We start from the raw sequence: 24,701 nt of genomic DNA, 5'->3' as shown, positions 1-24,701 counted from the left end.
GATTGTCCTGACTGGCGGCAAGGATCGAGCTCTCCGTTCTAGCATCGGGTGCGTAACCAGCCCGGCCCCGACGCGACAGCCCCTTTGCGCGTGGCCGGGCAGCGACAGAAGGCGGTAAATGCGCCCATATCACGTGGCGATCGTCGGCTCGGGCCCTTCGGGATACTTTGCCGCGGCGTCCCTGCTGAAGTTCGCCGATGCCAATGATGACGCCGATGTGCGCGTCGACATGCTGGAAATGCTGCCCACGCCGTGGGGTCTGGTGCGTTCCGGCGTCGCCCCGGACCATCCGAAGATCAAGTCGATCAGCTCGCAGTTCGACAAGACCGCGCTGGACCCGCGGTTCCGGTTCTTCGGCAACATCGCCGTCGGCGACCATGTGCAGACCGCCGAGCTGGCCGAGCGCTACGACGCGGTGATCTACGCCGTCGGCGCGCAGAGCGACCGGTCGCTGGGCATCCCCGGCGAGGACCTGCCCGGTAGCGTGGCCGCGGTCGACTTCGTCGGCTGGTACAACGCCCACCCGCACTTCGAGGAGATGGCACCCGACATCTCGAGCGGGCGCGCCGTCGTCGTCGGTAACGGCAACGTCGCCCTCGATGTGGCGCGCATCCTCGTCACCGATCCCGACGTGCTGGCCGCGACCGACATCGCCGACCACGCGTTGCAGTCGCTGCACGACCGCGGCGTCGAAGAGGTGCTCCTCATCGGCCGACGCGGTCCGTTGCAGGCCCCGTTCACCACGCTGGAGTTGCGCGAGCTCGGCGACCTCGAGGGCCTGGGCGACGTGGATGTCGTCGTCGACCCTGCCGATCTCGCCGACATCACCGACGAAGACCTCGAGGCCGCGAGCAAGACCGTCCGCAACAACATCAAGGTGCTGCGCGGTTACGCCGAGCGGGAGGTCAAGGGCGCCAAGCGGCGCATCGTGTTCCGGTTCCGCACCTCCCCCATCGAGATCAAGGGCGACGGCAAGGTCGAGTCGATCGTGCTGGGCCGCAACACGCTCGTCGAGGAGAACGACCGCATCGTCGCCAAGGACACCGGCGAGCGCGAGGAGGTGCCCGCGCAGCTCGTGGTGCGCGCGGTCGGCTACCGCGGCGTGCAGACACCGGGCCTGCCGTTCGACGACCGCAGCGGCACCATCCCGCACACCGATGGCCGCATCGACGGCAGCCGCAACGAGTACGTCGTCGGCTGGATCAAGCGCGGCCCGACGGGCGTCATCGGCAGCAATAAGAAGGATTCGCAGGACACCGTCGACACGCTGATCGCCGACCTGCAGGCGGCATCCCTGGCCGATGTGGGTGCCGACCATTCCGAGCGGCTTGCCGAATGGCTGGTCGAGCGGCAGCCCAAGCTGGTCACCGACGACCACTGGAAGCTGATCGACGAGCACGAACGCGCGGCCGGTGAGCCGCACGGCAGGCCGCGGGTGAAGCTGACCAGCGTCGCGGAACTGTTGCGCATCGGGCACGGCTGACGACGAAGCCCGGCGCGCGAGGACCCTGGGCGCAAGATCTAGAAGGTCTGCGGCGGCGGAGGTGGCGGCGGCATCTCCTGCGGGGCGAACCGCCAGTTGTCGGGGTTCTTCGGCGAGTAGATCACCGGGAGCAACTGGCTGACCGTCGGCCAGTCGTTGACGTCGACCTCGAGGCGTTGGTAGATGACGTGCTCGTTGACGCTCGGCCCGTTGATGACGCCGGTGATCGTGACAAACTGCGGGCCGGTCGCGTCGGCGGGCGGCGGGCTGACGCCCGTGACCAGCAGTTGACCCGCGAGCCAGTCGGCGCCCGCCCCGCGACGGCGCATCAGCATCGGCCCCGCGATCAGCACCAGGGCGCCGACCAACACCAGGATCATGGCGAATTCGAACACACCGACATGGTAGGACGACAGGCGTGCACCCCCGAGGACGAGCGCGAGTGAGGATCGCAGCGAAGCGAGGACCGGTGGGCCCACGCCCGCAGGGCAGGGGACGAGCGGGAGTCGAGGCATGAGACCGTCGGACGATCTGACACTGGCGCTCGCGATGGCCGACGCGGCGGATGCCGTGACGACGGCCCGCTTCGGCGCCGTCGACCTCGTCGTCGAGACGAAGCCCGACATGACCCCGGCGACCGACGCCGACATCGACGTCGAGGCGATGATCCGCCGCCGGTTGAGCGAGGCGCGACCGGACGACTCGGTGTTCGGCGAGGAGTTCGGGGGCACGACGGAGTTCGCCGGGCGCCAGTGGGTCGTCGACCCGATCGACGGCACGAAGAACTTCGTCAGGGGCGTACCGGTGTGGGCCACGCTGATCGCGCTGTTGCGCGACGGTGTGCCGGTCGTCGGCGTGATCAGTGCGCCTGCGCTGCAACGTCGTTGGTGGGCGGTCGAAGGTGAGGGGGCGTACGCGACGGCGGGCGGTCGGCCGGCGCGGCGGCTGCACGTCTCCCAGGTCGACGACCTCGCCTCGGCGAGCCTGGCGTTCTCCAGCCTGTCCGGTTGGGCGGCGCGCGGCATCCGGGAGCGCTTCATCGCGCTCACCGACGAGGTGTGGCGGGTGCGCGGGTACGGCGACTTCTTCAACTACTGCCTCGTCGCCGAGGGAGCCGTCGACGTCGCGGCCGAACCCGAGGTGTCGACGTGGGACCTGGCCCCGCTCGACATCCTGGTCCGCGAGGCGGGCGGCAAGTTCACCAACCTCGCGGGGCGGTCCGGCCCACACGGCGGCAGCGCGGTGGCGACGAACGGCCTACTGCACGAAGCGGTGCTCAGCCGGTTGTGACGGCGGGTAGCGTGGCGGTCGGAGTGCAGCATGACCGTCGATGCGTTCACCGTCTCCACCGAGCACTGGCACCGGCTCGACGACGGCCGGATCCAGTGCGACGTGTGCCCGCGGGCCTGCAGGCTGCGTGAGGGCCAGCGCGGCCTGTGTTTCGTCCGCGCCCGTGCCGACGACCAGATCGTGCTCACCAGCTACGGGCGGTCCAGCGGCTTCTGCGTCGACCCGATCGAGAAGAAGCCGTTGAACCACTTCCTTCCAGGGTCGGCGGTGCTGTCGTTCGGCACCGCCGGATGCAACCTGGCGTGCAAGTTCTGCCAGAACTGGGACATCTCGAAATCGCGCGAGACGGACACCCTCTCCGGCCGCGCCACGCCGGCGGACCTGGCCCGCGTCGCCGAGGAATTAGGTTGTCGCAGCGTCGCTTTCACCTACAACGACCCGACGATCTTCTGGGAGTACGCCGCCGACGTCGCGGACGCCTGCCATGAGCGCGCAATCAAGGCGGTCGCGGTCACGGCCGGCTACATGTGCCCGCAACCGCGTGCGGCGTTCTACCGGCACATCGACGCCGCGAACGTCGACCTCAAGGCGTTCACCGACGACTTCTACCACCGGGTGTGCGCCGCGCGCCTGGCCGATGTGCTCGACACGTTGGTGTACCTGCGGCACGAGACCGAAGTGTGGTTGGAGATCACCACACTGCTCATTCCCGGACAGAACGACAGCGACGCCGAGATCGCCGCCGAATGTGCCTGGATCGCGGGCAATCTCGGTGTCGACGTGCCGTTGCACTTCACCGCCTTTCACCCCGACTACAAGATGGTGGACATTTCTCCGACCCCGCCCGACACGCTGAGCAGGGCGCGCCGGATCGGCCTCGCGGAGGGCCTGCGGTTCGTCTACACAGGCAACGTGCACGACTCCGCCGGCGGCACCACGGTGTGTCCCGGCTGCGGGGACGCCGTGGTGGTCCGCGACTGGTACACGATGCGGCGCTACGCGTTGACCGACGAGGGCCGCTGCCGGACATGCGACACCGCGCTGCCGGGCGTCTTCGGCGGGCCGGTGGGACGCTGGGGCGCGCGGCGGCTGCCCGTGCTGATCAGCTGACCGCAGGTTTGGCGAATTGCCCCTACCGAGACGGGCAAAGGTTCATCCTGGCTGTACGGAAGGAACGACGCGGGCGCATCGCCCGCCACCGGATCGGCGGGCGGGGCCTCTCTCTAAGGGGACACGATGGCTGGAACCGTGAGCCGAATCGGCATCTGCTTCTCGGCGGTTTGCACCCTTGCTCTCAGCGGTAACGCACTCGGATTCGCGGTGGCAGGTGCCGAACCCAATGATCTGTACTGGGATATCGAGGCATACGACGCCTGCATGAAAAAGACCGTCCGAGACGCCAACCAGTGCTGCACCGACTCGGGCGGTTACCCGACCGATGAGCCGCTGGACAACGAGAAGGGCCAGAAGTGCGCGGCGCCACCGGGCGAAGCGCAGGGCGCGGGCGGCTTGATCGCCCCGCCCGGCAAGCTGCCGCCGGGGATAGTGGCACCGATCGGGCCGCCGCAGGTCGCCGGGGACCCAGCGGTGCCGCCGCCACGGCCCTTGCCGCAAGCACCGGTGGTCACCCTCGCCCCTATTGGCTAGCCGGCCGATGCGAGCGAGCGCGCCCGGCCGCCTGTGAGTTGCCTAACAACTTACTCACGAGTCAGTTCGCATACCTTACTCTGGAGTCAGTTCGGCGAGCTCGAACGTCACCCCACTAAGCGAGGCAGTCGACCATGACCAATACCCTGCCGTCGAGAAACGGACCGACACCCAAGCGAACCGGCAAAGAAAGCGCAGTCGGCCTCAAGAAGCACAAGCGCTCGGCGACCGACCTCGGACTCGCGCTGGTCACTCCGCTGGTCGGCCAGGAGTTCCTGGATCGCTACAAGCTGCGCGATCCGCTCAACCGGGGGCTCAAGTACGGCGTCAAGCAGGTCTTCTCCGTCGCGGGCGCGGCCAGTCGCCAGTTCAAGCGCGTGTCCGGAAACCAGAGCGGGCCCACGCGGCTGAAGAAGAGCGGATCGGACTACTTCGACCTCACCCCCGACGACGAGCAGAAGATGATCGTCGACACCGTCGGCGAGTTCGCCGAGGAAGTCATCCGCCCGGCCGCGCGCGAGTCCGACGAAGCCGCCACCTATCCCGGCGACCTCGTCGCGAAGGCCGCCGAACTCGGCATCACCGCGATCAACGTCCCCGAGGACTTCGACGGGATCGCCGCACACCGCGCCGCCGTGACCAACGTGCTGGTCGCCGAGGCACTGTCCTACGGCGACATGGGACTTGCCCTGCCCATTCTCGCGCCCGCCGGCGTCGCGTCGGCCCTGACCCATTGGGGCAGCGCGGATCAGCAGGCCACCTATCTGAAGGAGTTCGCGGGCGAGAACGTGCCGCAGGCGTGCGTGGCGATCGCCGAACCGCATCCGCTCTTCGACCCGACCGCGTTGAAGACGACCGCAGTGCGAACCCCGAGCGGCTACCGCCTCGACGGCGTCAAGTCCCTTGTGCCTGCCGCCGCGAACGCCGAATTGTTCGTCGTGGCAGCGCAACTCAACGGCAAGCCGACGCTGTTCATCGTCGAGTCCTCGGCGAAGGGGCTGAGCGTCACGCCCGATCCGGGCATGGGCATCCGCGCAGCGGCGCTCGGCCAGGTCACTTTGGAGGGCGTCACCGTACCGCTGTCGGCGCGCCTCGGTGAGGGCCAGGCGTCCGACGAGGACTATTCGGAGGCCGTCGCGCTGTCGCGACTCGGATGGGCCGCGCTGGCCGTCGGCACCTCACATGCGGTGCTCGACTACGTCGTGCCATATGTCAAGGAGCGGAAGGCCTTCGGCGAGCCGATCGCCCACAGGCAGGCCGTGGCGTTCATGTGCGCGAACATGGCGATCGAGTTCGACGGGCTGCGGCTGATCACCTGGCGCGGCGCCTCGCGCGCCGACCAGGGCCTGCCGTTCACCCGGGAGGCGGCGCTGGCCAAGCGGCTCGGCGCCGACAAGGGCATGCAGATCGGCCTGGACGGCGTGCAGTTGCTCGGCGGCCACGGCTACACCAAGGAGCACCCGGTGGAACGCTGGTACCGCGACCTGCGCGCGATCGGCGTCGCCGAGGGCATCGTAATTATCTGAGCCGTCATTCCTTAGATCCGAAAGATCAATCATGGCAATCAATCTGGAACTTCCGCGCAAGATCGAAGCGGTCATCGAGAAGGCCCATCAGGGCGCCGCCGAGATGCTGCGGCCGATCTCGCGCAAGTGGGACCTTCGTGAGCACGAGTACCCGGTGGAACTCGACACTCTCGCCACCCTCTTCGAGGGAATCTCGGATGCGAAGGCCTTTGCGTTCGCCGGCGCTGAGGCATTCGCCGGCGGCGAGGCCAAGGACGTCAACCACAACGGCGCCAACATGTCCGCCGTGCTCAACGTGATGGAGATCAGCTGGGGTGACGTCGCTTTGATGTTGTCCGTGCCGCGGCAGGGTCTGGGCAACGCCGCAATCTCCAGCGTGGCCACCCCCGAGCAGCTCGAGCAGCTGGGCAAGGGCGTGTGGGCCGCGATGGCGATCACCGAGCCGGACTTCGGTTCCGACTCGGCGGCGGTGTCGACGACGGCCAAGCTCGACGGCGACGAGTATGTGATCAACGGCGAGAAGATCTACGTGACAGCGGGTTCGCGGGCCACGCACATCGTGGTGTGGGCGACGTTGGACAAGTCACTGGGCCGCGCCGCGATCAAGTCGTTCATCGTGCCCCGCGAATACCCGGGCGTGACGGTCGAGCGGCTCGAGGACAAGCTCGGCATCAAGGCCTCCGACACCGCGGCGATCCGGTTCGACAACGTACGCATTCCCAAGGAGAACCTCCTCGGCAGCCCGGAGATCCAGGTGGAGAAGGGCTTCGCCGGGGTGATGGAGACCTTCGACAACACCCGCCCGGTGGTCGCCGCGATGGCCGTCGGCATCGCTCGCGCCGCGCTCGAGGAACTGCGCAAGATCCTGACCGAAGCCGGAATCGAGATCTCCTACGACAAACCCTCGCATGCCCAGAGCGCGCCCGCCGCCGAGTTCCTGCGGATGGAATCCGATTGGGAGGCTGCGTATCTGCTCATGGTGCGCTCGGCGTGGCAGGCCGACAATCACATCCCGAACTCCAAGGAGGCGTCGATGGGCAAGGCGAAGGCGGGCCGCGTCGCCAGCGACATCACGCTCAAGGCCGTCGAGTTGGCAGGCACCGTCGGCTATTCGGAGGTCACTCTGCTGGAGAAGTGGGCACGCGACAGCAAGATCCTCGACATCTTCGAGGGCACCCAGCAGATCCAGCTGTTGGTGGTGGCGCGGCGACTGCTGGGGCTGTCGTCGGCCGAGCTGAAGTAGGCCCGCCGGCCGGCCCGTCAGAAGCCGTCGTGGACCACCACGCGGGTACGGCCGGTGACGCCGCCGCCGATGATGGTGCGCAACGTGTGCGGCGCCTCGAGCACCGTGACGTCCGTGGTGACCGCATCGAGATGCCGCGGCTTGAGGTCGCCGGCGATCTGCTTCCAGATCTCCCGGCGGGGCTCGATCGCGAGCTGGACCGAGTCGATGCCGGCCAGCGTGATACCCCGCAGGATGAACGGCATCACCGTCGTCGGTAGGTCGGCCGACCGGGCCAGCCCTGAAATCGCGGCGACTGCACCGTAATTCATGGTGCTCAGCGTGTAGGCCAGCGTGTCACCGCCGACACTGTCCACCACGGCGGCCCACTTCGACTTGCCCAGCGGGCGGATCTTCTCGCCCTCCTCGGGCAGTCGCCCGATCACCTGGAAGGCGCCCAGCCCCATCAGGTAGTCGTGCGCCGCGACCTTGCCCGTCGAGGCGATGACCTCGTACCCGAGGCCGGAGAGCAAGTCGACGCTGATGCTGCCGACACCGCCCGTCGCGCCGGTGACCAGAACCGGGCCGTCCTGCGGACGAACCCCGTGCGCGCGAATCGCATTGACGCTCATGGCGGCGGTGAAGCCGGCCGTGCCGATCGCCGCGGCCTCGGCCGTGGTCAACCCGTCGAGCTTGACCAGGTACTCGGCGGGGTAGCGCGCGGTGTCGGCGTAGCCGCCGTGTCGTCCGGTGCCGATGTCGTAGCCGTGAGCCAACACCCGGTCCCCCACCGCGAACTCGTCGGACGAGCTCGCCGTGACGGTGCCCGTGACGTCGATGCCCGGGATCAGCGGATACTCCCGTGCGACACCGCCTTTGGGCGTCACGGCGAGCGCGTCCTTGTAGTTGATCCCCGAGTATTCGACGGCGATCGTCACCTCGCCGTCGGGCAGGAAGCTGTCGTCGACGATCTCGTGCTGGAGGGTGATGTCGCCTTCGGCGTCCTGGTGGGCGATCAGAGCGTTCACTTGGGCCATGCCCTCATTGTTCACTCGGCCCACGCGCAAAGCCGGGGAACGCAGAAGTCCCCCGCCACGCGAGGTGTCGGGGGACCTTGCGGCCGCTGCTAGCCCAGGTAGGAGATGAGGTCGGGCTTCATCTGCTGAAGTTGTTGACCCCAGTACTCCCAGCTGTGTGTACCGGCCGGCGGAAAGTTGAACACTGCGTTGTTGCCGCCGGCGGCGATGTAGTTGTCGCGGAACGTGACATTCGTGCGGATCGTCAGACCCTCGAGGAACTGCGCGGGGATGTTCGCCCCACCGAGCTCATTCGGAGTGCCGTTGCCGCAGTACACCCACAGCCGGGTGTTGTTGGCCACCAGTGCGGGAATCTGCACCATCGGGTCGTTGCGCTTCCACGCCGGATCGGTCTCGGCCGGGCCCCACATCGGGTCGGTCTTGTATCCGCCCGCGTCGCCCATCGCCATGTTGATCAGGCCCGGCCACCAGCCCTCGGACGGGTTCAGGAAGGCCGACAGCGAACCCGCGTAGATGTACATCTGCGGGTGGTAGACCGCCAGGATCATGGCGGAGTTGCCCGACATCGATAACCCCACAGCGGCGTTGCCCGTACTGGACACCCCCCTGTTGGCCTCGAGCCACTGCGGCAGCTCGGCCGTCAGAAAGGTCTCCCACTTGTAGGTCTGGCAACCCGCCTTGCCACACGCCGGCTGGTACCAGTCGGTGTAGAAGCTGGACTGGCCACCCACCGGCATGACCAGTGAGAGCGGTGTCTCGTAGTACCACTCGAACGCCTGGGTCTCGAGGTCCCAACCGTTGAAGTCCTCACGGGCGCGCAGGCCGTCCAGCAGGTAGACCGCATGCGATCCGGTGCCCTTCTGGAACTGCACCTTGATGTCTCGGCCCATCGACGGCGAAGGCACCATCAGGTACTCGACCGGCAGGCCGGGCCGGGAGAACGCCCCCGCGGTGGCCGTCTGTCCGGTTAGCCCCACCACGGCAGGCAACAAGGCCGCCGCGACGGCCGCCACGGTGAAGCGCCGCGCCCACGGGCCACGAATCTTGTCAAGCAAGGTCATTGTGCAGTTCCGTCCATCTTCCGGTCGTCTCAACGAGGTTTTTCCCACCGCGATCGAGCGATCGCCATCGACAGCGCAGCAACTCTTCTACTGCGCTGTCGTGCCCGCTCGACTGAGTCCGGTGCCCGTCGAGCGGACCGAGAAAATTTCAGTTGTCGCGTGTGCAGTAAAACATGTTGACCAGCACGGAGGAACCCCGATTGGTGTCGGCTGCCACTATCCGACGCGAAAACGGAATCGACGTCGGCGTCACGTTTGCCTCGGTGCGCCTCGCCGGCCGCCGTAGGCTGCCGAACATGGCGAACGCCCGCGCTGCCCGCCTGTCGGTCGACGATTGGATCCAGGCCGGCTTCAACATCTTGGCCGAAGAAGGCATTCGGGCGCTCAAGCTGGACCGGCTGTGCGCGCGCGTCGGTGCCACGAAAGGCAGCTTCTACTGGCACTTCACGGACATGGCCGGCTATCGCGAGGCGATGATCGCGGCCTGGGGCGAATTGCGCGACGAGGATCGCCGCCAGATCACGACGACTGCCGACGCGCCGCCGCGTGAGCGGCTGTCGCAAATGATGACGGCGCTCGTCGACGCCCGGCATTGGACCCTGGAGCGCGCCATGCGCGAGTGGGCCCGAACCGACGACGCTGTGGCCGCCAGTGTGCGCGCGTCCGATGCCCGGGTTCTCGACTCGGTCCGGCAGGCGTTCGTCGACTACGGCTTCGACGACGAGGAGGCCGAGGTGCGGGCGAACGCGACGTTCGCCGCGGGCATCGGCTTCCTGCACCTGTCGGGATCGCGGCCCAGTTCACGCGGTGCCGCGGGCCGGGAACGGTTCCTCGACATCATGCTCGCCCGCTGACGCGTGTCGGTGCTGAGGACTTGCATACAAAAAAGTATGGTAGCGTTCGGGGTATGACGGCGATCGTTACCACCGCCATCGACACGGCGTTCGTGGCGAGGCTCGCCGACCGGGCGCCCGAAGCCGAACGGCTGCGACAGCTGCCCGCGGCCACCGTCGACGAACTCATCGCGTCGGGGTTCACCGACCTGCTGGTGCCGGCGCGCTTCGGCGGCCGGCAGGCGCCTTTCCCGGCGATCCTCGACCCGGTGCGGCGGATGGCCCACGGCTGCGCGTCGAGTGCCTGGACCATCGGCTTCTACGCGCTGCACAACTGGATGCTCGCGCTGTTCGACGAGCGGGCCCAGGAGGAGGCGTTCGCGACGCGGCCGTTCCTCGCGCCCGCTCCTCTGGCGCCGACGGGGCGTGGCCTGCCCGCGGACGGCGGCATCCGCCTGACCGGCCGCTGGTCGTGGGCGACGGGCGTGATGCACGGCAACTGGATCATGGTCGGGGTGTTGTGCGGGCCGGACGACGCCATCTATCCCGCGCTGGCACTGCTGCCGATCGACCAGGCGCAGATCGAGGACGTCTGGCACACCGACGGCATGCGGGCCACCGGCTCCAACGACGTCGTCATCACCGATGCCTTCGTGCCCGCGCACCGGCTGGTGCGGGTCAGCGACATTTACACCGGCGCCGCGCCCGGCGCCGCACTGCACGACGCCGACACCTACCGCTGGCCGATGGTGCCCGCCCTGTCGCTGCTGGCGGCGATGCCGGCGCTGGGCAGCGCCGAGCGCGTCGCCGAGATCTACGCCGACCGCCTGTCGCAACGCGTGCTGGCATACGAGGGCGTCACGCAGAAGGACAAGCCGATCGCGCAGGCTCATCTCGGCGAGGCCGAGGTCCGGCTTCGCGCGCTGCGCGGGCTGCTGGCCGACACCGTCGGCGAGATCGAAACCGTCATCGGCGCAGGCGACTCCGTGCCCCGTCCGGTGCGCGCGGCGGCACGGATGGCGGCCGCGCACATCGTGCACGAGTCGCGGGCCGTCATCGCGGGCCTGCTCGAGGCGTCCGGTGCCAGCGCTCATTTCGTCGACAATCCGCTGCAGCGCATCAAACGCGACGTGGACGTGCTGGCCGGCCACGTCGTCTTCGACTACGACACGAGTCGCGAACTGGCGGGCGCGCTGCGCCTGGGTATGAAAGTGTCGCGGACGGCGATGGTTTGAGAGGAGCCCCGATGTCCGACGTGCGGGATCGATTCACCGGTTTCTTCCAGAAGCGGGTGGCCAACCCGCTGATGCGGCGCCTGCCGTTCCAGACGCTGCTCGAGACGACGGGGCGCAAGTCCGGCCAGCCTCGTCGCACCCCGCTGGGCGGCAGCAAGGTCGGCAACCGGTTCTGGTTCGTCTCGGAGTTCGGCGACCGGTCGCAGTACATCCGCAACATCGAGGCCGACCCCAACGTCCGCGTCCGGATCAACGGTCGCTGGCACCGCGGCGTCGCGCATCTGCTGCCCGACGACGACCCGCACGAACGGCTGAAGTCGCTGCCGCAGTTCAACAGCTTCGGCGTGCGCACGTTCGGCTCGAACCTGCTGACGGTGCGCGTCGACCTGACCGACTGACGGCATTGACCCCCGGTTGAAGTAAAAGTAAAGTCAGTTTTAGTTTGGCCCCGGTCTCCCGCCACAGCCGTCGATGGAGCGAACCATGGAATCATTTGTCCACCTGCGCAAAGGCCGCACCCCCAGGCGCCTGCACGCCGATCTGGACGGGCTGAAGGACGACGAACTCGGCCGCGGCGGTTTCGTCGGCCGCACCGCCAACATCTACCGGCGCCACGACCCCACCGCCTATCGGGTTTCCGGGCCGCTGCGCCCGCTCGACGTGATGACCAGCGAGCTCAAGCCCAGCGACGCGACCGACGCCGCGGGCACTCCCCTGCTGCTGTTCAGCAATGCCGACTGCCGGATCTCGCTGAGCCGGCGCGCCGAGGCGATGCCGTTCTTCGTCCGCCACGTCGACGGGGACCTGCTGGCCTTCGTGCACCGGGGCGCCGGCCTGCTCGAGACCGAGTTCGGCCCGCTCCGCTACCGCGAGGGCGACTGGGTCTACGTACCGAAGGCCACGACGTGGCGGCAGGTGCCCGACGGCGAGACCACGCTGTTGTTGATCGAGGCCACCGACGAGTTCCGCGTCCCGCCGCCGGGACCGCTCGGCAGGCACTTCCCGTTCGACCCGTCGCAGGTGGTGGTGCCCGAGCCGGCGCCGATCGACACCGGCGACGGGCCGCAGAAGGACGGAGAATACGAGGTCCGACTCGTCCATGAAGGCGGGCCGACTTCGCTGTTCTACCAACACAATCCGCTCGACGTCGAGGGGTGGCGCGGGGACAATTTCGCGTTCACCTTCAACATCGCCGACTACAACGTCATCGCCAGCGAGAGCGTGCACCTGCCGCCGACCGTGCACCTGTTCATGCAGGCGACCGGGGTGGCCGTGATGAACTTCCTGCCCCGCCCGGCCGAGACCGTGCCCGGCACCGAGCGCCCGCCGTGGTACCACCGCAACGTCGACTACGACGAGGTCTCGTTCTTCCACGGCGGTGATCTGTTCGGCATTCCGATGCCGCCGGGACTCATCAGCCATGCCCCGCAGGGTGTCCACCACGGAGCGCCGGAGAAGGCGCGCGAGCGGGCGCGGCGCAAGTTCGACGAGCAGGACCGCGTCGGGTGGCAGGTCGTCTCGATCGACACCAGCAGGCGACTCACGCCGTCGGCGGAGGTGCTGGCGCACGATCTGGGGCAGCACGCATGACGACCGCAGTGAAGCACGAATACGACCGGGTCCCCTATCTCGTTGCCTTCCAGAACACTTCCGCCGTCCGCGACGTCTACGGCGGCGTCGCGGAACTGGTGGTGCTGGAGAGTCACCTGCTGAGGCCGAAGGACAAAACCTCCGACGCCGGAGCCGCCTCGGCGGCGACATCAGACACCGTGCTGGTGTTCATGCACCCGATCGGCGGCGGGGCGTACCTGCCCATGATGAACGCGCTCGCGCGGGCTGGCCACCACGTCATCTACTGCAACAGCCGCTTCCGTGGCACCGACTCCGCGCTGCTGATGGAGAAGGTCGTCGAGGACCTCGGCGAGTGCATCAAGGACGCCAAGAACCGGCTCGGTTACTCCAAGGTGGTCCTGGCCGGGTGGAGCGGCGGCGGGTCGCTGTCGGTGTTCTACCAGCAGCAGGCCCAGCACCCCACGGTGACGGCGAGCCCGTCCGGCGACGGTCCCGACCTGACCACGCTCGGCCTGATCCCCGCCGACGGGCTGATGCTGCTGGCCGCCCACATCAGCCGCCACGGCACCATGACCGAGTGGCTCGATGCGTCGATCCTCGACGAGTCCGACCCGTCGAAACGGGACCCCGAGCTCGACCTGTACAACCCCGACAACCCCAACCAGCCGCCCTACAGCCAGGAGTTCCTCGACCGGTACCGGCAGGCGCAGATCGCGAGGAACCGCCGAATCACGAAGTGGGTCAAGGAGAAGTTGGCCGAAATAAAAGCGAGCGGAAGACCCGGCGCGGACGTGGAAGAGTTCGCGTTCGTCGTGCACGGCACCATGGCCGACCCCCGGTGGCTGGACCCGACCGTCGACCCGAACGACCGCGCCCCCGGCACCTGCTACCTGGGCGACCCTGCGGTGGTCAACAACAGCCCGGTCGGGCTGGCCCGGTTCTGCACCCTGCGCAGCTGGCTGTCGCAGTGGAGCTACGACGACGCCAACGGCGACGCCGTGCGGTGCGGACCGGACATCGCGGTGCCGACGCTGGTGATCGGCAATCTCGCCGACGACGCCTGCACGCCGAGCCATACCCGCCGGCTGTACGAGGCGATCGGGCATCATGACAAGGAGATGCACGAGATTCCCGGCGCCAACCACTATTACGCGGGCGCCGACCAGCGCGACAAGTTGCGCGAGGCGGTCGGCGTCGTCACCGACTGGCTGCACAGGCACGGTTTCTCGCTATGACCCCGACTGGTCCGCTGGACGGTATCCGTGTCCTCGAGGTCGGCACGCTGATCTCCGGACCGTTCGCGGGCCGGTTGCTCGGCGACATGGGCGCCGAGGTGATCAAGGTCGAGCCGCCGGGCGCACCGGACCCGCTGCGGACGTGGGGCCAGGCCGAACTCGACGGGCAGCACTTCTTCTGGACCGTGCACGCGCGCAACAAGAAGGCCGTGACACTGAACCTGCGCACCGAAGCAGGCCGCGCTCTTTTCCTGGACCTCGTCGAGCGCTCCGACATCATCGTCGAGAACTTCCGGCCCGGCACGCTGGAGAAGTGGAACCTCGGCTACGACGTGCTGCGCGAACGCAACCGCGGCATCATCCTGGTGCGCGTCTCCGGCTACGGACAGACCGGGCCCGAAGCGCACAAGGCCGGCTACGCCTCGGTCGCCGAGGCGGCCAGCGGGCTGCGACACATGAACGGTTTCCCCGGCGGGCCGCCGCCGCGGCTCGCGCTGTCGCTGGGTGACAGCCTGGCCGGGATGTTCGCCGCGCAGGGCGCGCTGGCGGCGTTGTACCGCCGCTCGGTCACCGGCGACGGCCAGGTCGTCGACGCCGCGCTGACCGAGGCGTGCCTGGCGGTTCAGGAGTCGACCATCCCCGACTACGACATCGGCGGCGTGGTGCGCGGCCCGTCGGGCACCCGGCTGGAGGGCATTGCCCCGTCGAACATCTACCGCAGCGCCGACGGCAGCTGGGTGGTGATCGCCGCCAACCAGGACACCGTGTTCCGCCGGTTGTGTGCGGCGATGGGTCAGCCGGAGCTGGCCACCGACGACCGGTTCGCCACCCACGTGGCCCGCGGCCGCAACCAGGACGAACTGGACAAGATCATCGGCGCCTGGGCCGCGGACCGTCAGCCCGGTGACATCATCGAAACACTCAGCACCGCAGGGGTTATCGCCGGGCCGATCAACACGGTCGCCGAGGTCGTCTCCGATCCGCAGTTCATCGCGCGCGGGATGATCGCCGACCACTTCGACGAGCGGATCGGCCGCAACGTCAAGGGCCCCGGCGTCGTGCCGGTGCTCTCGGAGACACCGGGCACCATCCGCTTCGCCGGTTCGTCGGGGCCGGGTCAGCACAACGACGAGATCTACCGCGGGTTGCTGGGCAAGACCGATGGGGAGATCGCCGCACTGCGGGAGGAGGGAGTGCTGTGAACGTGCTACCCGAACATGTCGACATTCGCGACGTCTCGCTGCGCGACGGTCTGCAGATCGAGGAGCCGATCCCGTTGTCGGCCAAGCTCGAACTGCTCGCCGCCGTGGCCGCGACCGGTGTGCGCGAGATGGAGGCCACCGCGTTCGTCTCGCCGTCGAAGGTGCCCGCCCTGGCCGACGCCACCGAACTGGCCTCGCATCTGCAGGAGTTCCGCGACTCGCACGGCATCGACTTCTCGGCGTTGGTGGCCAGCCCCAACGGCGCCAAAAGGGCGATCGCGGCGGGGCTGACGTCGATCGAGTACGTGGTGTCGGCCTCCGACGGCCACAGCAGCGCGAACGTCGGACGCACGTCAGCCGAAGCGACCGCGCAGATCGGGGAGATCACCACGATCGCGCACGACAGCGGCGCGAGCGTGGAGGTGATCGTCGCGACCACCTGGGACTGCCCGTTCGACGGCCCGACGCCGCACCAGCGGGTGGTCGACGTGGTCACCACCGCGCTGTCGAGTGACGTGGACCGGTTGGCCATCGCCGACACCATCGGCACCACCACCCCGCGGCGGGTCACCGAAACCGTCGAGGCGCTGCGCCCGCTGATCGGCGGCGTACCCCTCGGCGCGCACTTCCACAACACCCGCGGCGCCGGGTTGGCCAGCGCCTACGCCGCGGTCAGCGCCGGCGTCACCCGGTTGGACGCCTCGGTGGGCGGGCTCGGCGGGTGCCCGTTCGCGCCGGGGGCCAGTGGCAACATCGCCCTCGAGGATCTGGTTTACCTGTTGCGTGACAGCGGGATTGGAGTCGACGTCGACCTGCCCGCCGCGATCGACGCGGCCGGTGTGGCGCAGCGCCTCGTCGGACACGGGTTGCCGAGTTCACTGCTGCGCGCGGGCGACCGGATACTGGGCTGAGCGTGCCTTCCCGTGTTCGCGCCGCGAATGTAACGCCACGGCGCGTTTTTCGCCGGAGTTGCGCCACCACGTTACGCTCGCCGGCTGAACGGGAGGCGCGCTGACGTGCCCGCCGAGACGCTCAGCGCCAAGGGGCGCCAGACCCGGGAAGCCATCGAGCAGGCGGCGCGAAAGCTGTTCGCCGAGCGGGGCTTTCACGGTACGACGCTGAGCGACATCACCTCGGCGGCGGGCAAGTCACCCGCGGTGTTCTACCGGTACTTCGCCGACAAGGAGGACCTGCTCGCGGCGTTGGCGGAGTCGTTCCTGCACGACATGGTCGCGCCCTCAGGGTCGAGCCTCGAGTTGCCGGATTCCTCGGACGACGACACCTTCTTCCGGTCGGTGGTGACCGGCTACTGGAACATGTTCAAGCAGAACATCGGCATCATGATCGCGGTCGCGCAACTGGCCGCCACGCAACCACGGTTCGCCGCGGTGCAGAACGAGTTCCGCCGGTTCGGCATGGACATCGTCGCCGCTTCCGTGCGCCGCGCCCAGGAACAGGGTTACGGAACCGAGTTGAACCCCGAGCACACCGCGGCGGCGATCGCGCTGCTGTTCGAGAACTTCACCACCGTGTTCGTCGGCACCTCCGGTCTGGGGGTGGACATGACCGACGAGGACGCCGTCGCGACGCTGTCGACGATCTGGAAGAAAACGTTGTACGGGTTCTAACTAGGAGTCACTGTGGATTTCACCCTGCCCGACCATCTGCCCGGGTTGCTCGCCGAGATGGATGCCTTCATCGAAGCCGAGATCAAACCGCTCGAGCGCGAGCACATCCAGTACTTCGACAAGCGCCGGGAGCATGCGCGCACCGACTGGGACAACGGCGGCATCCCGCGGCGCGAGTGGGAGGACCTGCTCGGCGAGATGCGCAGGCGCGCCGACGCGGCCGGGTGGCTGCGCTACGGCCTGCCGTCGCAGTTCGGCGGCCGCGACGGCAGCAACATCGACATGGCGGTGATCCGGGAACACCTGGCGCACAAGGGCCTCGGGCTGCACAACGACCTGCAGGACGAGTCGTCGATCGTCGGCAACTTCCCGCAGGTGATCATGATGGACCGGTTCGGCACGGACGCCCAGAAGGCCGAGTGGACCGAAGCGCTGATCACCGGTGAGCGGTCGATGGCCTTCGGCCTCACCGAACCCAACCACGGCTCCGACGCCACCTGGCTGGAGACCGTCGCGGTACGCGACGGCGACGAGTGGATCATCAACGGCACCAAACGGTGGAACACCGGCGTGCACCGGGCCACCCACGACCTGATCTTCGCCCGCACCTCGGGAGACCCCGGCCAGGCGCGGGGCATCACCGCGTTCCTGGTGCCGTGCGACGCGCCCGGATTCACGGTGCCGTACTACTGGTGGACGTTCAACATGCCCACCGACCACGGCGAGGTGGAACTGCGCGACGTCCGGGTGCCCGTCGATGCGGTGCTCGGCGAGGTGGACCGCGGCCTCGAGGTCGGGCAGACCTTCCTGCACGAGAACAGGATCCGCCAGGCCGCCAGCAGCCTCGGCGCGGCGCAGTTCTGCATCGACCGCGCGGTGGCATACGCAACAGAACGCAACGTGTTCGGCAAGCCGCTGGCGGTGAACCAGGCCGTGCAGTGGCCGCTGGTGGAGCTGCAGACCGAAGCGCAGATGGTGCGGCTGCTGGTGTATTACGCGGCCTCCGAGCTGGACCGCAACCACCACATGGAGGTCTCCGACAAGGTGTCGATGGCCAACTACCGGGCGAACAGGCTGGTGTGCGAGGCCGCCGACCGGGCGATGCAGGTGCACGGCGGCGTCGGCTACAGCAGGCACGAGCCGTTCGAGCACATCTACCGCCACCACCGTCGGTACCGGATCACCGAGGGCGCCGAGGAGATCCAGATCCGGCGGGTGGCCCAGCGGCTGTTCGGGTTCGGGCGCAAGTGAAGTCAGAACTCGAGGCGGTGCTGCGCCCGGTCCTCGGGGACGGCGTCGCCGTCGACAACCTGCGGGCGCTGACCGGCGGTGCGAGCCGGACGACGTGGGCGTTCGACGCGGTGGCTTCGGGCGCGATGCGGGCGCTGATCCTGCGCACCGGCCCGCCCGATGACGTGCACGCGCCCATGGAACTCGAAGCGGCCGTACAACAGCGCGCCGCGGCCGCCGGGGCGCCCGTGCCGCACATCCTGTGCGCCGACAACTCCCCTGCCGCACTGGGCAATCCGTATCTCATCTGCGACGCCATCGAGGGCGAGACGATCGTCCGCAGGATCCACCGCACGCTCGACGACGCGGACCGCGACCGGCTACTGCGCCAGTGCGCTCGAGCCCTCGCCGCCGTCCACCGCGCCGACTACGACGGCGTCGGGCTGGCGGCCTCGGACCAACTCACCGAATGGCAGGACCGGCTCGACGAGATGGGCGACACCACCGCGACTTTCGAGTGGGCGTTCCGCTGGCTCACCGCCCACCGACCGCCGCCGTCGCGGCAGGTGCTGGTGCACGGCGACTTCCGGATGGGCAACCTGATCGTCGACGAGTCGGGGCTGGCGGCGGTGCTGGACTGGGAACTCGTCCACCTCGGGGAGGTGTACGAGGACCTCGCCTGGTTCTGCATCCGGGCGTGGCGCTTCGGCGCACCCGAGGACCTCGGCGCCGGGGGGCTGGGCAGCGTCGAAACCTTCCTGTCGGCTTACGAATCCGCCGCGGGTGAGGCGCTCGACCGGGATGTGTTCCGGTGGTGGCTGACGGTGGCCACGCTGCGCTGGGGGGTGATCTGCCGGTTCCAGGCCGAGCGGCACCTCTCCGGTCAGACAGTGTCGGTGGAGCTCGCGGCGATCGGCAGGCGGGTCAGCGAAACCGAATGGGATGTGCTCGATCTGCTCGAGGGAGGCGGTCCGAAATGAGCGGTGTCCACGGGCGGCCGACGGCGGCGGAGCTCGTCGCCGCGGTGGCCGGTTTCCTCGAGAAGGACGTGCGGGACTCGACCGAGGGTCACGTGAACTTCCATTCGCGCGTGGCCGCCAACGTGCTGCGCATCGTCGAGCGCGAACTGCTCGACACGACGGCCGGGGACGTCGCCGACGCCCTTGCCGGGCTCGGCTTCGTCGACGAGACGCAGCTGGCCGAGGCCATCCGCGGCGGCCTGCTCGACGGCCGGTCGGCCGAGGTGCTGCCCGTGCTGCGGACGATCGTGCGGCACCGACTCGACGTCGCCCACCCCGGCTATGCCGACGGATAGCGGCGGGCCCTCGCCAGCCAGGCGGGCACGTCGACCAGCGAACCGACCGCAAGATTGAAGGTCTCGACGTGGGACTCACCGATCACGCCGCGATAGGTCGTGGTGTCGAGCGCCTCCAAGGCCCAGCCTTCACCGAAGGCCGTGCGGATGTCGTATTCGCTGACCTCGGGGCCGAACCGGTGACCCTGGTCCGACAGGGCCAGCACGTGCACCAACCCGCCGGGCCGGCACGCGCCGTGCAGGCTACGCACGTACCGCGCGCGGTCGCCGTCGTCGAAGATGTGGAACAGCGCGCTGTCGAGGATGGTGTCGTAGCCCCGGTCCGTGGGCAGGGTCATCGCGTCGGCCACCTCGAAGCGGGCGTCGACGCCCTTGGCGACGGCGTTGGTCCGGGCGTGTTCGATGGCCGACGGCGCGAAGTCGACGCCGAGCACGTCGTAGCCGAGGCGGGTGAGCAGGATGGTGTGCTCACCGGTGCCGCAACCGACGTCGAGGATCGCGCCGCGCAGCATGCCCGTCTTCTCCAGCTCGACGACCGCGGGTTGTGGCTCGCCGATCACCCACGGTGCGGTTCCGGTCTTGTAGGCGTCGTCGAATAGCGAGACAGTAGGTGTGACATCCATGCAGCCAGTGTTCAACCTCAACCAACCTTGAGGTCAAGGAGGAGAAATCGTGACCGTTGTCGACGCCGACACCGTCGCCGACGTTGCCGATCGCCTGTTCCGGGCGATCGAGGGCGGCGATCGCGAGGGTGTTCAGCAGTTGTGGAACGACGATGTGGTGGTCTGGAAGACCGCCGACGGCGACCGCGATAAGGACCGGGCGCTGCGGGTCATCAACTGGTTCATCGACACCACGACGCAGCGCCGCTACGAGGTTCTCGACCGCCGTTACTTCGACGTTGGCTTCGTCCAACAGCACATCCTGCACGCCACCGGGCGCAACGGCGGTTCGATCGCGATGCGGGTCTGTCTCGTCGTGCGACTGGGCGCCAACGGACGGATCAGCCGCATCGACGAATACTTCGACCCCGCGCAGATGGCACCGCTGCTCACGGGAGGGAACTGACATGGCAAGTCTGAGCGAGTTTTTCAGCGATCCGAGTTCGGCCGGGACGTGGACCCTCGATCCCGACGGGTCGACGATCACGGTCAAGGCCAAGTCGATGTGGGGGCTGGTGCCGGTCAAGGGCCGCTTCACCGAATTCGGCGGCGAAGGCCAACTGGCTGCTCCGCAAACGGTTTCCGGCCGCGTCGACATCAAGGCCGCATCGCTGCGCACCGGCATCCGCAAACGCGACCAGCACCTGCACTCCGCGGATTTCTTTGAAGCCGAGAAGTTCCCGGACATCAGCGTCGTCGTCTCCTCGGCGGACGCGGTCGACGGCGACTCCCTCGACCTGCGCGCGCAGCTCACCATCAAGGGCACGACGAAACCGTTGACGCTGCGGATCACCGTCGCTCCGGTCGGGGACGGCGGCATGCGGCTCACCACGCAGGCCACCCTCAACCGGCAGGACTTCGGCGTCGACGGCAACCTGATCGGCATGATCGGCGACACCGCGACGATCTCCGGCGACTTGGTGTTCCGGCGCGCCGGCTAGCCGTACCATCGCCGCATGGTCGAGTCATCGCGTCCGTTGCGGGTCCTCGTGTACAGCGACAACCCCAGGACTCGTGAACAGGTGCGGCTGGCGCTCGGCAAGCGGGTGCATCCCGAGCTGCCGGAGCTGACCTATTTCGAGGTGGCGACCGGCCCGATGGTCATCCGGCAGATGGACCAGGGCGGGTTCGATCTGGTGATCCTCGACGGCGAAGCCAGCCCGACCGGCGGCATGGGAATCGCCAAGCAACTCAAGGACGAGATCGCCGACTGCCCGCCGGTCCTGGTGCTCACCGGGCGTCCCGACGACGCGTGGCTGGCGACCTGGTCGCGCGCGGAGGCCTCGGTTCCGCACCCGATCGACCCGATCCGCCTCGGTGACGCCGTCGCGTCACTGCTGCGTGCGCCGGTGCAATAGCCAGAAATCACGTATTCGCCTGTCGCACTTGCCTGTTGAGGGCACGCCGACATGGCGAGGTGTTGCTTATAGCGATACTAATCAAAAGGTGTGGCCCTCATCGCCAAGCCCGCTAGGGTGTGGGTAAGCTCACATCGACAGCCCACGAGGGAGCGTTTGCTCGGTATGGATTTGTACACGCCAATCCTGGTGCTTGGCGCTATTGCGGCCCTTTTCGCGGTCGGCTCGGTCGGCATAGCTCTGCTTGTCGGCCCAAGACGCTACAACCACTCCAAACTCGAGGCCTACGAATGCGGCATCGAACCGGTGCCGGAGTTGGCCAGCGCGCATTCGGCAGGCCAGCGGTTTCCGATCAAGTACTACCTGACGGCGATGCTGTTCATCATCTTCGACATCGAGATCGTCTTCCTCTACCCCTGGGCGGTCGCATTCGACAGCTTGGGGCTGTTTGCCCTGGTAGAGATGCTGCTCTTCATGGTGGTGGTGTTCGTGGCATACGCGTACGTCTGGCGGAGAGGAGGTCTGGCATGGGACTAGAGGAGAAGCTGCCCGCCGGGATCCTGCTGTCGACGGTCGAGAAGGTGGCGGGCTACATCCGCAAGGGCTCGCTGTGGCCGGCAACCTTCGGGCTGGCCTGCTGCGCGATCGAGATGATGGCGACCGCCGGACCGCGGTTCGACATCTCCCGGTTCGGCATGGAGCGGTTCTCGGCCACGCCGCGGCAGGCCGATTTGATGATCGTCGCCGGTCGGGTGAGCCAGAAGATGGCGCCGGTGCTGCGCCAGATCTACGACCAGATGGCCGAGCCCAAGTGGGTGCTGGCGATGGGCGTGTGTGCCTCGTCGGGCGGGATGTTCAACAACTACGCGATCGTCCAGGGCGTCGATCACGTCGTGCCCGTCGACATATACCTGCCCGGATGCCCGCCGCGGCCCGAGATGCTGCTGCACGCAATCCTCAAGCTGCACGACAAGATTCAGGAGATGCCCCTCGGCGTGCACCGCGAGGAGGCTATCCGCGAAGCAGAGAAGGCGGCGCTGGCGGTTACGCCGACCATCGAGCTCAAAGGCCTGCTGAGGTGACCGAGAACGACAACGGCGCCGCGGCCGGTGCCGAGCCGGGCCCCCAGGCCGACATCACGCCCCCGGAAATCATCGGTGTGCGCCGCGGCATGTTCGGCGCCGAGGGATCCGGCGACACGTCGGGCTACGGCCGCCTGGTGCGGCCGGTGGCGCTGCCGGGCGGCTCGCCGCGCCCTTACGGCGGCTATTTCGACGAGGTCGTCGACGGTCTTGTCCGAGCCCTGGGTGAGGACGGTTACGCCGCGGGCGTCGAGCGGGTGGTGGTGTACCGCGAGGAGCTGACACTCGAGGTCAGGCGCGAGCAGCTGCCCACGGTCGCCCAGGCGCTGCGTGACGATCCGGCGCTGCGCTTCGAACTGTCTCTGGGCGTGAGCGGGGTGCACTACCCCGAGGACGCGGGCCGCGAACTGCATGCGGTCTATCCGCTGATGTCGATCACCCACAACCGCCGCATCCGCGTGGAGGTCGCCGCACCCGACGACGACCCGCACATCCCGTCGCTGTTCGGCGTGTATCCCACCGTCGACTGGCACGAACGGGAAACCTACGACTTCTTCGGCATCATCTTCGACGGCCATCCCGCCCTGACCCGCATCGAGATGCCCGACGACTGGGTGGGCCACCCCCAGCGCAAGGACTACCCGTTGGGCGGAATTCCGGTGGAGTACCACGGCGCCGAGATTCCGCCACCGGATCAGCGGAGGGCCTACAGCTGATGAGCACATCGGACACCCCGCCCGATTCGGGCGGTTCCGAAACGGTGGTCGTGGTCGGCGGCCAGGACTGGGACGAGGTCGTCGCGGCCGCCCGCAAGAACGCCGAAGCCAATGCGGGCGAACGGATCGTGGTGAACATGGGCCCGCAGCATCCGTCCACGCACGGCGTGCTGCGCCTGATTCTGGAGATCGAGGGCGAGACCATCGTCGAGGCCCGTGCGGGCATCGGCTATCTGCACACCGGGATCGAGAAGAACCTCGAGTACCGCACCTGGACCCAGGGCGTCACATTCGTCACCCGAATGGATTACCTGTCACCGCTTTTCAACGAGACGGTGTACTGCCTCGGTGTCGAGAAGCTGCTCGGCGTCACCGACGACATCCCCGAGCGCGCCAGCGTCATCCGCGTGATGATGATGGAGCTCAACCGCATCTCCAGCCATCTGGTCGCGCTGGCGACCGGCGGCATGGAGCTCGGCTCGATGGGCGCGATGTTCTACGGGTTCCGCGAACGTGAGCAGATCCTGTCGATCTTCGAGACCATCACGGGGCTGCGGATGAACAACGCCTACATCCGGCCCGGCGGCGTGGCGATGGACCTCCCCCCAGAAGCCGTCCCGCAGATCCGCGACATGCTCAAGCTGATGCCCAAGCGGCTCAAGGATCTCTCCGATCTGCTCAGCGAGAACTACATCTGGAAGGCGCGCACCCAGGGCATCGGTTATCTCGACCTGACCGGCTGTATCGCATTGGGCATCACCGGACCGTGCCTGCGTTCCACCGGCCTGCCCCACGACCTGCGCCGGGCGCAGCCCTACTGCGGGTACGAGAACTACGAGTTCGACGTCATCACCGACGACGCCTGTGATTCGTACGGCCGCTACCTGATTCGCGTCAAGGAGATGGACGAGTCGCTGAAGATCATCGAGCAGTGCCTCGACAGGCTGTCCCCCGGCCCGGTGATGATCACCGACAAGAAGCTGGCGTGGCCGGCCGATCTGACGCTCGGGCCCGACGGCCTGGGCAACTCGCCCGAGCACATCGCCAAGATCATGGGCCACTCGATGGAGGGGCTGATCCACCACTTCAAGCTCGTGACCGAGGGCATCCGCGTGCCGCCTGGCCAGGTGTACGTCGCGGTCGAGTCACCGCGCGGCGAGCTGGGCGTGCACATGGTCTCCGACGGCGGCACCAGGCCCTACCGGGTGCACTATCGCGACCCGTCGTTCAACAACCTGCAGGCCGTGGCGGCGATGTGCGAGGGCGGCATGGTCGCCGACGCGATCACCGCGGTGGCGTCGATCGATCCGGTGATGGGCGGGGTGGACCGCTGATGAGCGCTTGCGCGTGGGGGCACCTCCCGCCCG

At 68.0% G+C, this 24,701-nt stretch carries 28 protein-coding genes; 24 read left to right on the top strand and 4 right to left on the bottom strand.

The genetic code is table 11. The features are described 5' to 3' along the window. Nucleotides 1-118: 118 nt before the first annotated feature. A complete protein-coding gene (locus ABGB19_RS00730; RefSeq protein WP_347682981.1) occupies nt 119-1,483 on the top strand; it encodes an FAD-dependent oxidoreductase in 1,365 nt (454 codons plus the stop codon). A 38-nt stretch (nt 1,484-1,521) separates the two neighbouring features. Here the strand turns inward: ABGB19_RS00730 and ABGB19_RS00725 are convergent, their stop codons facing one another. Further along, nucleotides 1,522-1,878 (bottom strand): hypothetical protein, encoded by a 357-nt coding sequence (locus ABGB19_RS00725; RefSeq protein ID WP_347682979.1) that lies wholly within the window; start codon nt 1,876-1,878, stop codon nt 1,522-1,524. A gap of 118 nt (nt 1,879-1,996) precedes the next feature. On the opposite strand from ABGB19_RS00725, the gene hisN reads away from it, so the two are divergent. From hisN to ABGB19_RS00700, 5 genes are all read left to right on the top strand, one after another. Next, on the top strand, nt 1,997-2,773 hold the full coding sequence (gene hisN / locus ABGB19_RS00720; protein WP_347682977.1) for a histidinol-phosphatase: 777 nt from the start codon (nt 1,997-1,999) through the stop codon (nt 2,771-2,773). A 30-nt stretch (nt 2,774-2,803) separates the two neighbouring features. Continuing rightward, entirely contained in the window at nt 2,804-3,883 is a 1,080-nt protein-coding gene (amrS, locus tag ABGB19_RS00715) for an AmmeMemoRadiSam system radical SAM enzyme (protein ID WP_347682975.1), read from the top strand. A 126-nt stretch (nt 3,884-4,009) separates the two neighbouring features. Next, nucleotides 4,010-4,420: a hypothetical protein gene (locus ABGB19_RS00710; RefSeq protein WP_347682973.1), complete on the top strand. Its 411-nt coding sequence runs from the start codon at nt 4,010-4,012 to the stop codon at nt 4,418-4,420. A gap of 134 nt (nt 4,421-4,554) precedes the next feature. Beyond that, a complete protein-coding gene (locus ABGB19_RS00705) occupies nt 4,555-5,946 on the top strand; it encodes an acyl-CoA dehydrogenase family protein (RefSeq protein WP_347682971.1) in 1,392 nt (463 codons plus the stop codon). Nucleotides 5,947-5,977: 31 nt separating this feature from the next. Next, complete coding sequence (locus tag ABGB19_RS00700; RefSeq protein WP_347682969.1) at nt 5,978-7,189, top strand: acyl-CoA dehydrogenase family protein; 1,212 nt, start codon at nt 5,978-5,980, stop codon at nt 7,187-7,189. 17 nt (nt 7,190-7,206) lie between these two features. On the opposite strand, the gene ABGB19_RS00695 is transcribed toward ABGB19_RS00700, so the two are convergent. Continuing rightward, on the bottom strand, nt 7,207-8,205 hold the full coding sequence (locus tag ABGB19_RS00695) for an MDR family oxidoreductase (RefSeq protein WP_347682967.1): 999 nt from the start codon (nt 8,203-8,205) through the stop codon (nt 7,207-7,209). A gap of 89 nt (nt 8,206-8,294) precedes the next feature. After that, nucleotides 8,295-9,266 (bottom strand): alpha/beta hydrolase family protein, encoded by a 972-nt coding sequence (locus ABGB19_RS00690; RefSeq protein ID WP_347682965.1) that lies wholly within the window; start codon nt 9,264-9,266, stop codon nt 8,295-8,297. A gap of 296 nt (nt 9,267-9,562) precedes the next feature. On the opposite strand from ABGB19_RS00690, the gene ABGB19_RS00685 reads away from it, so the two are divergent. The 11 genes from ABGB19_RS00685 (at nt 9,563) to ABGB19_RS00635 (ending at nt 19,516) form a co-directional block, all read left to right on the top strand. Then, on the top strand, nt 9,563-10,120 hold the full coding sequence (locus ABGB19_RS00685; protein ID WP_347682963.1) for a TetR/AcrR family transcriptional regulator: 558 nt from the start codon (nt 9,563-9,565) through the stop codon (nt 10,118-10,120). 53 nt (nt 10,121-10,173) lie between these two features. Further along, nucleotides 10,174-11,334, top strand: coding sequence for an acyl-CoA dehydrogenase (locus ABGB19_RS00680; protein WP_347682961.1), 1,161 nt, complete (start codon nt 10,174-10,176; stop codon nt 11,332-11,334). 11 nt (nt 11,335-11,345) lie between these two features. After that, nucleotides 11,346-11,732, top strand: a complete 387-nt coding sequence (locus ABGB19_RS00675) for a nitroreductase/quinone reductase family protein (RefSeq protein WP_347682959.1) — start codon at nt 11,346-11,348, stop codon at nt 11,730-11,732. Nucleotides 11,733-11,817: 85 nt separating this feature from the next. Further along, nucleotides 11,818-12,924, top strand: coding sequence for a homogentisate 1,2-dioxygenase (locus ABGB19_RS00670; protein ID WP_347682957.1), 1,107 nt, complete (start codon nt 11,818-11,820; stop codon nt 12,922-12,924). Further along, nucleotides 12,921-14,141: an alpha/beta fold hydrolase gene (locus ABGB19_RS00665; protein ID WP_347682955.1), complete on the top strand. Its 1,221-nt coding sequence runs from the start codon at nt 12,921-12,923 to the stop codon at nt 14,139-14,141. The genes ABGB19_RS00670 and ABGB19_RS00665 overlap by 4 nt, the downstream gene beginning before the upstream one ends. After that, the gene (locus tag ABGB19_RS00660) at nt 14,138-15,343 is read left to right on the top strand and encodes a CoA transferase (protein ID WP_347682953.1); all 1,206 of its coding nucleotides are present in this window, start codon (nt 14,138-14,140) and stop codon (nt 15,341-15,343) included. The genes ABGB19_RS00665 and ABGB19_RS00660 overlap by 4 nt, the downstream gene beginning before the upstream one ends. Further along, nucleotides 15,340-16,254, top strand: a complete 915-nt coding sequence (locus ABGB19_RS00655; RefSeq protein ID WP_347682950.1) for a hydroxymethylglutaryl-CoA lyase — start codon at nt 15,340-15,342, stop codon at nt 16,252-16,254. Before ABGB19_RS00660 ends, ABGB19_RS00655 begins: the two co-directional genes overlap by 4 nt. A gap of 105 nt (nt 16,255-16,359) precedes the next feature. After that, complete coding sequence (locus tag ABGB19_RS00650) at nt 16,360-16,971, top strand: TetR/AcrR family transcriptional regulator (protein WP_347682948.1); 612 nt, start codon at nt 16,360-16,362, stop codon at nt 16,969-16,971. A 12-nt stretch (nt 16,972-16,983) separates the two neighbouring features. Further along, on the top strand, nt 16,984-18,222 hold the full coding sequence (locus ABGB19_RS00645; RefSeq protein WP_347682946.1) for an acyl-CoA dehydrogenase family protein: 1,239 nt from the start codon (nt 16,984-16,986) through the stop codon (nt 18,220-18,222). Beyond that, nucleotides 18,219-19,181, top strand: a complete 963-nt coding sequence (locus ABGB19_RS00640) for a phosphotransferase family protein (protein WP_347682944.1) — start codon at nt 18,219-18,221, stop codon at nt 19,179-19,181. The genes ABGB19_RS00645 and ABGB19_RS00640 overlap by 4 nt, the downstream gene beginning before the upstream one ends. Further along, nucleotides 19,178-19,516 (top strand): DUF6285 domain-containing protein, encoded by a 339-nt coding sequence (locus tag ABGB19_RS00635; RefSeq protein ID WP_347682942.1) that lies wholly within the window; start codon nt 19,178-19,180, stop codon nt 19,514-19,516. The genes ABGB19_RS00640 and ABGB19_RS00635 overlap by 4 nt, the downstream gene beginning before the upstream one ends. Here ABGB19_RS00635 and ABGB19_RS00630 read toward each other — a convergent pair. Continuing rightward, nucleotides 19,501-20,139, bottom strand: coding sequence for a class I SAM-dependent methyltransferase (locus tag ABGB19_RS00630; protein ID WP_347682940.1), 639 nt, complete (start codon nt 20,137-20,139; stop codon nt 19,501-19,503). The genes ABGB19_RS00635 and ABGB19_RS00630 overlap by 16 nt on opposite strands. A gap of 49 nt (nt 20,140-20,188) precedes the next feature. Here ABGB19_RS00630 and ABGB19_RS00625 point away from each other — a divergent pair, with 49 nt between their 5' ends. From ABGB19_RS00625 to nuoD, 7 genes are all read left to right on the top strand, one after another. Next, a complete protein-coding gene (locus ABGB19_RS00625; protein ID WP_347682938.1) occupies nt 20,189-20,584 on the top strand; it encodes a nuclear transport factor 2 family protein in 396 nt (131 codons plus the stop codon). A gap of 1 nt (nt 20,585) precedes the next feature. After that, nucleotides 20,586-21,119: a YceI family protein gene (locus ABGB19_RS00620; protein WP_347682936.1), complete on the top strand. Its 534-nt coding sequence runs from the start codon at nt 20,586-20,588 to the stop codon at nt 21,117-21,119. Nucleotides 21,120-21,134: 15 nt separating this feature from the next. After that, nucleotides 21,135-21,536, top strand: coding sequence for a hypothetical protein (locus tag ABGB19_RS00615; RefSeq protein ID WP_347682934.1), 402 nt, complete (start codon nt 21,135-21,137; stop codon nt 21,534-21,536). Nucleotides 21,537-21,701: 165 nt separating this feature from the next. Beyond that, nucleotides 21,702-22,073, top strand: a complete 372-nt coding sequence (locus ABGB19_RS00610) for an NADH-quinone oxidoreductase subunit A (protein WP_347682932.1) — start codon at nt 21,702-21,704, stop codon at nt 22,071-22,073. Next, a complete protein-coding gene (locus tag ABGB19_RS00605) occupies nt 22,064-22,618 on the top strand; it encodes an NADH-quinone oxidoreductase subunit B (RefSeq protein WP_238888562.1) in 555 nt (184 codons plus the stop codon). Before ABGB19_RS00610 ends, ABGB19_RS00605 begins: the two co-directional genes overlap by 10 nt. Beyond that, the gene (locus ABGB19_RS00600; protein ID WP_347682929.1) at nt 22,615-23,334 is read left to right on the top strand and encodes an NADH-quinone oxidoreductase subunit C; all 720 of its coding nucleotides are present in this window, start codon (nt 22,615-22,617) and stop codon (nt 23,332-23,334) included. The genes ABGB19_RS00605 and ABGB19_RS00600 overlap by 4 nt, the downstream gene beginning before the upstream one ends. Beyond that, nucleotides 23,334-24,668 carry an NADH dehydrogenase (quinone) subunit D gene (gene nuoD / locus ABGB19_RS00595; RefSeq protein ID WP_347682927.1) on the top strand — a complete coding sequence of 445 codons (1,335 nt, stop codon included), beginning with the start codon at nt 23,334-23,336 and terminating at the stop codon, nt 24,666-24,668. Before ABGB19_RS00600 ends, nuoD begins: the two co-directional genes overlap by 1 nt. The last annotated feature ends 33 nt before the right edge of the window (nt 24,669-24,701 follow it).

This window comes from Mycobacterium sp. B14F4 (genome assembly GCF_039871645.1).
Taxonomy (GTDB): domain Bacteria; phylum Actinomycetota; class Actinomycetes; order Mycobacteriales; family Mycobacteriaceae; genus Mycobacterium.
The sequence above is the reverse complement of the archived record's forward strand: the minus strand, read 5'-3'. Positions and strand labels throughout refer to the sequence as shown.

What these genes read in the sequence shown, in the direction of transcription:
- ABGB19_RS00730 (WP_347682981.1), top strand. Translation starts at nt 119, where the DNA reads ATGCGCCCATATCACGTGGCGATCGTCGGCTCGGGCCCTTCGGGATAC.
- hisN (WP_347682977.1), top strand. Translation starts at nt 1,997, where the DNA reads ATGAGACCGTCGGACGATCTGACACTGGCGCTCGCGATGGCCGACGCG.
- amrS (WP_347682975.1), top strand. Translation starts at nt 2,804, where the DNA reads ATGACCGTCGATGCGTTCACCGTCTCCACCGAGCACTGGCACCGGCTC.
- ABGB19_RS00710 (WP_347682973.1), top strand. Translation starts at nt 4,010, where the DNA reads ATGGCTGGAACCGTGAGCCGAATCGGCATCTGCTTCTCGGCGGTTTGC.
- ABGB19_RS00705 (WP_347682971.1), top strand. Translation starts at nt 4,555, where the DNA reads ATGACCAATACCCTGCCGTCGAGAAACGGACCGACACCCAAGCGAACC.
- ABGB19_RS00700 (WP_347682969.1), top strand. Translation starts at nt 5,978, where the DNA reads ATGGCAATCAATCTGGAACTTCCGCGCAAGATCGAAGCGGTCATCGAG.
- ABGB19_RS00695 (WP_347682967.1), bottom strand. Translation starts at nt 8,205, where the DNA reads ATGGCCCAAGTGAACGCTCTGATCGCCCACCAGGACGCCGAAGGCGAC.
- ABGB19_RS00690 (WP_347682965.1), bottom strand. Translation starts at nt 9,266, where the DNA reads ATGACCTTGCTTGACAAGATTCGTGGCCCGTGGGCGCGGCGCTTCACC.
- ABGB19_RS00685 (WP_347682963.1), top strand. Translation starts at nt 9,563, where the DNA reads ATGGCGAACGCCCGCGCTGCCCGCCTGTCGGTCGACGATTGGATCCAG.
- ABGB19_RS00680 (WP_347682961.1), top strand. Translation starts at nt 10,174, where the DNA reads ATGACGGCGATCGTTACCACCGCCATCGACACGGCGTTCGTGGCGAGG.
- ABGB19_RS00675 (WP_347682959.1), top strand. Translation starts at nt 11,346, where the DNA reads ATGTCCGACGTGCGGGATCGATTCACCGGTTTCTTCCAGAAGCGGGTG.
- ABGB19_RS00670 (WP_347682957.1), top strand. Translation starts at nt 11,818, where the DNA reads ATGGAATCATTTGTCCACCTGCGCAAAGGCCGCACCCCCAGGCGCCTG.
- ABGB19_RS00665 (WP_347682955.1), top strand. Translation starts at nt 12,921, where the DNA reads ATGACGACCGCAGTGAAGCACGAATACGACCGGGTCCCCTATCTCGTT.
- ABGB19_RS00660 (WP_347682953.1), top strand. Translation starts at nt 14,138, where the DNA reads ATGACCCCGACTGGTCCGCTGGACGGTATCCGTGTCCTCGAGGTCGGC.
- ABGB19_RS00635 (WP_347682942.1), top strand. Translation starts at nt 19,178, where the DNA reads ATGAGCGGTGTCCACGGGCGGCCGACGGCGGCGGAGCTCGTCGCCGCG.
- ABGB19_RS00630 (WP_347682940.1), bottom strand. Translation starts at nt 20,139, where the DNA reads ATGGATGTCACACCTACTGTCTCGCTATTCGACGACGCCTACAAGACC.
- ABGB19_RS00620 (WP_347682936.1), top strand. Translation starts at nt 20,586, where the DNA reads ATGGCAAGTCTGAGCGAGTTTTTCAGCGATCCGAGTTCGGCCGGGACG.
- ABGB19_RS00615 (WP_347682934.1), top strand. Translation starts at nt 21,135, where the DNA reads ATGGTCGAGTCATCGCGTCCGTTGCGGGTCCTCGTGTACAGCGACAAC.
- ABGB19_RS00610 (WP_347682932.1), top strand. Translation starts at nt 21,702, where the DNA reads ATGGATTTGTACACGCCAATCCTGGTGCTTGGCGCTATTGCGGCCCTT.
- ABGB19_RS00605 (WP_238888562.1), top strand. Translation starts at nt 22,064, where the DNA reads ATGGGACTAGAGGAGAAGCTGCCCGCCGGGATCCTGCTGTCGACGGTC.
- nuoD (WP_347682927.1), top strand. Translation starts at nt 23,334, where the DNA reads ATGAGCACATCGGACACCCCGCCCGATTCGGGCGGTTCCGAAACGGTG.